Raw genomic sequence first — 7,716 nt, 5'->3', positions numbered from 1 at the left:
TGCGCGGTATTCCTGTGATGTGTTGCATCATTAAATATACAACTTTTCTTCCTTTTATTTTACATTAAGTGTTATATTTGAAAGAAATAAACGGAAGTTTTTTCACAGACTGACGTTGGCAGCAAGCTAAAACGAAATCCGCAGAATTGAATCAATAATAAATCTATGGCAAAAAAGACCAAAAATAAAGAATATATTCCATGGGAAATAACCACAAATCGATTTGTTGGCATAATGGATATTATGGGTTTTAAAGATTTAGTCGCAAGGAATGATCACGAAACTGTATATGAAATGATGAAAAAAGTTTCTTATGCAATGAGAGTTAATCAATCAGTGTTTTCAGTTGATTCTGAATCTGAAAATTTTGATATTAACATTATAATGATGACGTACTCAGACAGTATAATGATTTATTCACGAGATGATTCCGAAAGTAGCCAGGAGAATTTTATCGCCAGTATTTCTGCATTGTCTGAAGATTTATTCAAGGATGGAATTCCACATAAAGGTGGCGTTGCGTTTGGAAAAATGACGTTGGACTTTGAAAATTCAATTTTCTTTGGTCAACCTTTGATTGATGCCTACTTACTTCAGGAAGAATTAAATTTATACGGGATTGTAGCACATCCAACTGCGGAATTCAAAAATGAATTTTATGAAGGTGAGACTGTTATAGAATATAATTGTCCTTTCAAAATTGGATATGCAAAACATTATACAATTTTACCAGGTACTTTTTTTGCAGACCCATTTACGATTGAAGAATTTGAAATTTTGTATAAGTCCGTTTCTGCCTTAAGAATAAACACTTCAGGTGGTTTGAGAAAATATATTGACAATACACTTTCATACTTAACATATTCAAAAGATATATATCTTAAAAAAATAGAAGATTTTGAAAAGTCATTAGAAGAAGAAAATCCGAAAACAAATGGTTTGCCTTTTTAAAAATAGCCAGCTGCCAACACACGCTACAAGCAATTTGGGCATTTGATTTAATGGAAAAATTGGTTTGTATTTGGAAGATTTGGCAAATCCGAAAATAGGGCTTAATTTAGTCCCAAACCCGCTGTAGTAGCGGTACGTCAGGCTGTGAAAAAACCTCCTTTTTCTATTAAAACCTTCAAATTTCACGATACTACAATTCAAATAAAGCCTTCTGAGAAGGCTCTTTTTTTAGGTTGCAAATTTCATTGGATAAAAATTGTACGTTGTATTCAGCTTTAAATACCCCGTTTTTAGCAAAAACAAGACTTTTGCCTTGTAGGGTGGGTTCCATTTTTTGAATTTGCCAATAAGATCGGGAACCCCGAGCATATTGATACTGCGTTTGATGTTGGATTATACACAAAGCAGAAATAGAACAATTTTCTTTTTTTTATGCTTTTGAGAAACGAGAGATTTTAAAAATTAACTAACTGAATAACAAGTATATAGAAAATAAAAATAGTACTTTTTTATTTTTTATCGGACAGTAATGTTTACTTTTACATAACGGTAAATATTCTTTTAATGTATAGACAAAAAAATGAAAAAATTAATTTTAGTAAGCGCAGCAGTCTGCCTTTATCTTGGTTCTTTCACCCGGACAACAACTTCAAATGATGGATAAATCACACAAGGATTGTGTGATGATGGAAGACGGAAAAATGATGATGAATCCGACAATTTTAAAAAAAAACCTTTTAAGTAATTGGAAAATTTGATGTCATATTGTTAAAACTACTGTAATTACTTAATTGTCTGTTTTTAAAATAATTAAAACGGTTTGTTTAAAAGTAAAACACGAAATTATATCGTTTTTACTATTTAAAATTAAATTCAGTATTAACAATTAAAAAAATTCAATTATGAGAACAAACATTCAATTAATCGCATTAGCTGCATTAGTAGCTTTAACATTTTCTTCCTGCCAAAACGACGAAGACAGTATGAGTTCACCACAATCGTCACAAAAAGGCACACCCGACTTCTCCGAAAACGGAGCAAACCCGGATGAAGATTTTATGTCTGGTGCACAAGCACGAAACTCGCAATCAGGCTATATCTACACAGAAAGCAACGCAACTGCTCTAAACGAAATTCTCTGCTATAAGCAACATGGCAATGGTTCACTAACCCTTGTATCCACAGTTGCATCAGGAGGAATTGGTAGTGGTACCAATCTAGGTTCACAAGGAGCATTAGCAATTAGCAATAATCACCAATGGCTTTTTGCATGCAATGCAGGCGATAACACCATATCATCATTTTCAATTGCAAAAAACGGAAGTTTAACGCTTATGCAAACTATTGGTTCAGGGGGAATTAAGCCTGTGAGTCTAGCTTTATATCAAGATAGGCTTTACGTAGCTAACCAAACCAGTGCAAACATTTCGGGATTTAGCATTGGTGCGGAAGGTACAATTACAGTAATTGGCGGCAGCAACCGACAACTTAGTGCGTCAACAGCTGACCCAGGGCAAATTTCGTTTAGTCTTAATGGTAATTATTTGTATGTTACCGAAAGAGGAACCAATGTAATAGCCACCTATCCGGTAAGTGTTACAGGATCTGCTGGAGCAGGTTCATTTTTGGCATCGGCCGGAGTAACTCCTTTTGGCTTTGATTATGCCCGGGGCGATTATATGATTGTCGCCAATGCAGCAGGAGATATTCCAAACCTGAGTTCAGTTTCGTCTTACAGCGGTGTTAATACAGCCAATCTTTCGGCAGTAAATGGTGCAGTGCCCAATAACCAGGCAGCAGCCTGCTGGATGGTAACTACTAAACATGGAAGGTTTGCATTCACTACTAATTTTGTGAGTAATACCATTTCCTCCTATTACGTGGCTCCTTGGGGAAGTGTGTATTTGGCGCATCAAGCTGCTGCTCCTGCAAGCGCGCCCCGCGATATAATTATTGCATCCAACAACTATTATGTGTATTCGATAAACACGGGCGACAATACTATTGGCGGATATACGAGAGCTGTTTTGGGCGATTTGAACGTACTTAATTCGACCACAGGTTTGCCCGATCATGCGGCAGGATTAGTTGCCTGGTAAATTTCCTTTGTAATTGTATAAAATAAACTTAAACCGGAAGAATGTAATTCATTTTCATTCTTCTGGTTTATATAATTCAAATTTTTCTTCCTTTAAAAACTTTTGGCAAAACTCAATAAAATTGTTTGTTTGTAATTGGGTTTCAATGGGGTATCCAATAAATCTCCTTTCAAAATCGCCCGCTGTGTCAGGTATATATTTTTGATTATCCTGATTTTTGAGATAAACATTCTATCCATTAAGACATTGATATCGGTTTTTGAAAAATAATCCGAGGAAAAACCCAAACGATATTGCATTTCGAGCCGTTTCTTGTATGTCCTGTCGTACCAAACATTAAGTTCTGCTCCCAATTACAGAAGTGCTGTTTTTAACATTTAAGTTAGCATTGATTTACTACTTTTGCTCAATGTATATGAAAAATCATGCAAGGTAATAAATTCGTCAGAGGCTCTTTGAATACGGTCACTTCCTGAAATTTCGAATTTTTGAACGGCGAGAGTCCAGTAAAATTCAGTAGTCATTGCAAACCGGCTTCCTTCTTTGTAATAATCCAATCCCAAATCTAAAGTGGCGGTCGCCGAAAAGCTTTTTTTATATAACACAATCGTTAGCGCAGTTTTGCAAACTGTGTCCACAATGAGCAAATAAAATAAATAACACAAAAATCATGAATACATTAAAATTAGGATGGATAGGCCTTGGCAATATGGGAAATCCGATGGTAATGAACCTACTCAAAGCAGGTTTTGAAGTATCCGTTTTCAATCGCACCAAAGAGAAAGAAGCGCCATTAATGGCTGCAGGAGCAAAATCAGCAAGCAGTTTGCAAGATCTTATGGAAACCTGTGACGTAGTTTTGACCATGTTGTCCAATGACGCGGCCGTAAAAGAAGTTCTTGAGGGACCAACAGGTTTGCTGTCTAAAACTAATCAGGGAAAAACCATCATCAATATGAGCACGGTTGCTCCGGAAACCTCGCGTTATTTGAATACCATTTGTAACCACAATCAAGTGCATTTCATTGATGCTCCTGTTTCTGGAAGTGTAAAACCGGCACAAGACGGCTCTTTGATTATACTGGTGGGCGCTTCGACTACAGACTATGAAGTGGCTAAGCCAATATTTGATGTTTTGGGTAAAATTGCCATTCACGTAGGAGATCCTGGTGTGGCAAGTTCAGCTAAATTAGCCATCAATTATTTATTAGGGCTGAATCTTCAAGGATTAGCCGAAACGGTTTTATTTGCCGAGAAAAATGGCGTAAGCAAAGAAGATATGCTCAACATTATCAATCAAGGCGCCTGCAGTAACGGAATTACAAATATCAAAACACCTTCCATTTTGAACGATTCTTATCCGGCAGCATTTGCGTTAAAACATCTGGTTAAAGATTTAAGACTGGCCAAAGAAGCCGGTCTTGATTCCCCACTGATTCATCCTTTGTATGACAGTTATGCTGCCGCAGAAGAAGAGGGATTAGGCGATCAGGATGTTATGGCGATTATCAGCAGTTTAAAAAGCAAGTAATATTTGAATGTTATCAAAGAAATAATCTGCAAATAGAATAACAAATCATATTTGGGAGTATTTCCAATAAATCAAATCTACTACTTGTTTGCGCCACACCAATTACTATAAAGACACGCGTAATCTTTCTAAAAACAAGAAAAGCTAAACCCATCAAGATTTAGCTTTTCTTATGTAATCCAATCCGAAAATAATATTATTTTGTTTTCAGTGGTGGCAAGTCAAATGCAGCTGATTCATGCTCAAAACCATTGCGATGTGAACCATCACAAAAAGGTTTGTTCACTGATAATCCGCAACGGCAAAGACCCAAAGCTGTTCTTCCTTCTAACCCGTATGTTTTTCCTTCGCAATCTGTTATTTCGAAATCGCCTTCTATTTTTATAGAACCATTGCGATTGATTGTTAATTTCGTCTTATTCATAATTCTTTTTACTTTTTTAGAGTTCAAAGATTATAAAATATTTCATGATTTTTTTGTAATGCAACGCTTTTTTATGAATTCAACTCGTAATTTACATTAATTCTACTTTGCAGTTTCACTTCATTCACCTCATGTTATCTAGCATTTTTTTTTCTTTTATTCCATTCAATCCCATGGTAATTATTGTCTCACGATAAAATTCAAGATTAGCCGTAATATTAAAGTATATCTTAAGTAGCTCTATATAATATTACATTCTAAAGTGTATATTTGCCTGTTACGCACATAGTTTATCGATGTGTTAATTATTTTATTTTGCGTCAGAAAGAATAAAGCAAACCTTTTCAATCTTAAATTCAATACTATATAATATTTTAAAAGCATGAGTATATTAAAAAAAGTAAATGTATACCGAAGGATTTTAACACATAGCTTAACCAAAAATATCGGCAGTTCCCAGAAAAATCAAGTTATAGATTTAACTCAGAAAATAGAAATCAAAAGGGTTTTAATTTCCAGACCCAATCATAGATTAGGAAATTTATTGCTAATTACACCTCTGGTTCAAGAAGTTACAGCCACCTTTCCTGAATGCAAAATTGATTTGTTTGTAAAAGGAGGGTTGGCCCCAATTGTTTTTCAAAACTACGAAAACATCAATTACATCATTGAACTTCCCAAAAAGCCCTTTAAAAACCTAATCGCTTATTTTCAAGTTTGGATAAAAATCAAAAGGCAACACTATGACATCGTAGTGAATGTTGATAAAAATTCTTCATCCGGACGATTATCTGCTCAGTTTGCAAATGCAAAATATAAGTTTTTTGGCGAAAACAACGATACAATTCAATTAAAACACCCCGATTACGAGCACATTGCAAAGTATCCGGTATATGAATTCAGGAGTTTTTTAACGAAATTAGGATTTCAAGAAAAGGAAAACCCAGTTCCGCCACTTGACCTAAAATTAAGTGCTGCTGAACTGGCCGAAGGCAAAAAAATACTAGACAAGATAGTTCCTAATGACAAAAAAACTATTTCTATTTTCACTTTTGCTACGGATGACAAATGCTATTCTGAAGCTTGGTGGGAAGAATTTTATGAGCAATTAAAAACAACATTCGAAGACTACAATATTATAGAAGTTTTACCAGTAGAGAATATTTCACAAATAGGCTTTAAAGCACCAACTTTTTATAGTAAAGATATCAGAGAGATCGGCTCTGTAATTGCCAATACTGAAATTTTCATTGGTGCTGATAGTGGCATCATGCATTTGGCCAGTTCCACATTAACACCAACAGTGGGACTGTTTTCGCGTGCGAATATAAACACATACAAACCTTACAGCAACCATAGTACCGCGATAAATACGGCTATCGCAGACAAAGAGCATTGGATTAAAATAATAAGTAACATTCTTGATAAAAATTAATTTTAAATATACAACAGCAAATACTATTTTAGTAAATTGAAAACTAAAATATAAATCAAACTACCCATGAAAAAAATAATCGCATTCCTAATTGTATTTGTATTCGCTGGAACACTTTGTGCCCAAAACACCAATCCCTTTGCTTTGAAGTTAGATCACATGGCACTTTCAGTAAAAGACTTGGATCGTTCCGTTGATTTCTATACAAATGTTTTGAATCTTACTGAAATTACCAATCTGACAAGAAAAGAAGGCATTCGCTGGGTCTCATTGGGCGAAGGCAAAGAATTACATTTAGTATCCACTATTAAAGGCCCTGTTACGATTAACAAAGCGGTACATCTTGCGTTTAAGTCCGCTAATTTTGATGCACTTATTGAAGCACTTAAAGCGTTACACATTACGTATTCAGACTGGCCGGGAAAACTGAATACGATAACCGTTAGAGCAGACGGAATCAAACAAATATACATACAGGATCCAGATGGATATTGGATTGAGATAAATAGTTTAGAACTGTAAGAGTACGATTAATACTTTCACCCCAGCATCAGGAATATACAGTAGATATTACGTAAAAAAAATAGTAACCATCTCATTATCAAATGTGTGAAAATTGAAACATTTATGCTAAATTGTGTAATGTCTACTTCTTATTTATTGCTCAACTTTGTAAAAATAAATGTACAGCTCTTTTTATACAAATAAAATTTACGATCATGAGTGATATAACAAGCAAACATACCAGTGAAGGAATTGAAAAACTTAAAACTCTGGTTGACGAAATAAACACCTGCCTTTTTTGTACCAATCTGAAAACGAATGATGGCGCCACAACCCGACCAATGGCTGCGGTAAAAGTGTCCGAAGAAGGAAATATTTGGTTTTTTAGTGAAAAAGATAGTGACAAAAATAAAGAAATAGAACAAAACACCGCTGTACAATTATTTTTTGCACATTCAGGAATTGGGAGTTATATGGTCGTTAATGGAGAGGCAGAAATCACTACAGATCGTGAGATGATTGAAAAATTATGGACTCCGGTCGTAAATATATGGTTCAAAGAAGGCAAGTCGGATCCCAATGTTTCTCTTATTAAAGTAATACCATCCAGTGCTTACTATTGGGATACTGATGGTAATAAAATGATAAATTTTCTAAAAATGGCTGCATCCGTTGTAACAGGTACAAATTTACTTAGCGGCAATGAAGGAGAAATCACGATTTAAAAAAGCAGTAAAAACCTTAATAGATATCGCGTCCTTTTAAATAAAAT

The 7,716-nt window shown here is 34.8% G+C and carries 9 protein-coding genes; 6 read left to right on the top strand and 3 right to left on the bottom strand.

Translation table 11 applies throughout. The annotated features are described in order from the left end of the window. The first annotated feature begins 165 nt into the window (after nt 1-165). Together ACNQGJ_RS05320 and ACNQGJ_RS05315 are read left to right on the top strand one after the other, a co-directional pair. Entirely contained in the window at nt 166-951 is a 786-nt protein-coding gene (locus ACNQGJ_RS05320) for a hypothetical protein (protein ID WP_417969374.1), read from the top strand. 902 nt (nt 952-1,853) lie between these two features. Then, entirely contained in the window at nt 1,854-3,050 is a 1,197-nt protein-coding gene (locus ACNQGJ_RS05315; protein WP_417969376.1) for a lactonase family protein, read from the top strand. 92 nt (nt 3,051-3,142) lie between these two features. Here ACNQGJ_RS05315 and ACNQGJ_RS05310 read toward each other — a convergent pair whose 3' ends face one another. Together ACNQGJ_RS05310 and ACNQGJ_RS05305 are read right to left on the bottom strand one after the other, a co-directional pair. Continuing rightward, on the bottom strand, nt 3,143-3,403 hold the full coding sequence (locus tag ACNQGJ_RS05310) for a hypothetical protein (RefSeq protein ID WP_417969378.1): 261 nt from the start codon (nt 3,401-3,403) through the stop codon (nt 3,143-3,145). Nucleotides 3,404-3,427: 24 nt separating this feature from the next. Further along, nucleotides 3,428-3,655 (bottom strand): hypothetical protein, encoded by a 228-nt coding sequence (locus ACNQGJ_RS05305; RefSeq protein ID WP_417980317.1) that lies wholly within the window; start codon nt 3,653-3,655, stop codon nt 3,428-3,430. A 65-nt stretch (nt 3,656-3,720) separates the two neighbouring features. Between ACNQGJ_RS05305 and ACNQGJ_RS05300 the strand changes: the two genes are divergently transcribed. Next, on the top strand, nt 3,721-4,581 hold the full coding sequence (locus ACNQGJ_RS05300; protein ID WP_417969382.1) for an NAD(P)-dependent oxidoreductase: 861 nt from the start codon (nt 3,721-3,723) through the stop codon (nt 4,579-4,581). A gap of 196 nt (nt 4,582-4,777) precedes the next feature. Here the strand turns inward: ACNQGJ_RS05300 and ACNQGJ_RS05295 are convergent, their stop codons facing one another. Further along, nucleotides 4,778-5,005, bottom strand: coding sequence for a CDGSH iron-sulfur domain-containing protein (locus tag ACNQGJ_RS05295; RefSeq protein WP_417969384.1), 228 nt, complete (start codon nt 5,003-5,005; stop codon nt 4,778-4,780). A gap of 382 nt (nt 5,006-5,387) precedes the next feature. On the opposite strand from ACNQGJ_RS05295, the gene ACNQGJ_RS05290 reads away from it, so the two are divergent. The 3 genes from ACNQGJ_RS05290 (at nt 5,388) to ACNQGJ_RS05280 (ending at nt 7,669) form a co-directional block, all read left to right on the top strand. Beyond that, nucleotides 5,388-6,440: a glycosyltransferase family 9 protein gene (locus ACNQGJ_RS05290; protein WP_417969386.1), complete on the top strand. Its 1,053-nt coding sequence runs from the start codon at nt 5,388-5,390 to the stop codon at nt 6,438-6,440. Between the two features lie 66 nt (nt 6,441-6,506). After that, nucleotides 6,507-6,962, top strand: coding sequence for a VOC family protein (locus ACNQGJ_RS05285; RefSeq protein ID WP_417969388.1), 456 nt, complete (start codon nt 6,507-6,509; stop codon nt 6,960-6,962). Between the two features lie 197 nt (nt 6,963-7,159). Next, entirely contained in the window at nt 7,160-7,669 is a 510-nt protein-coding gene (locus tag ACNQGJ_RS05280; protein WP_417969390.1) for a pyridoxamine 5'-phosphate oxidase family protein, read from the top strand. The last annotated feature ends 47 nt before the right edge of the window (nt 7,670-7,716 follow it).

Source organism: Flavobacterium cryophilum (genome assembly GCF_048286555.1).
GTDB lineage: Bacteria > Bacteroidota > Bacteroidia > Flavobacteriales > Flavobacteriaceae > Flavobacterium.
Note: the sequence above shows the minus strand (reverse complement) of the source record. Positions and strands in the feature narration are given on the sequence as shown.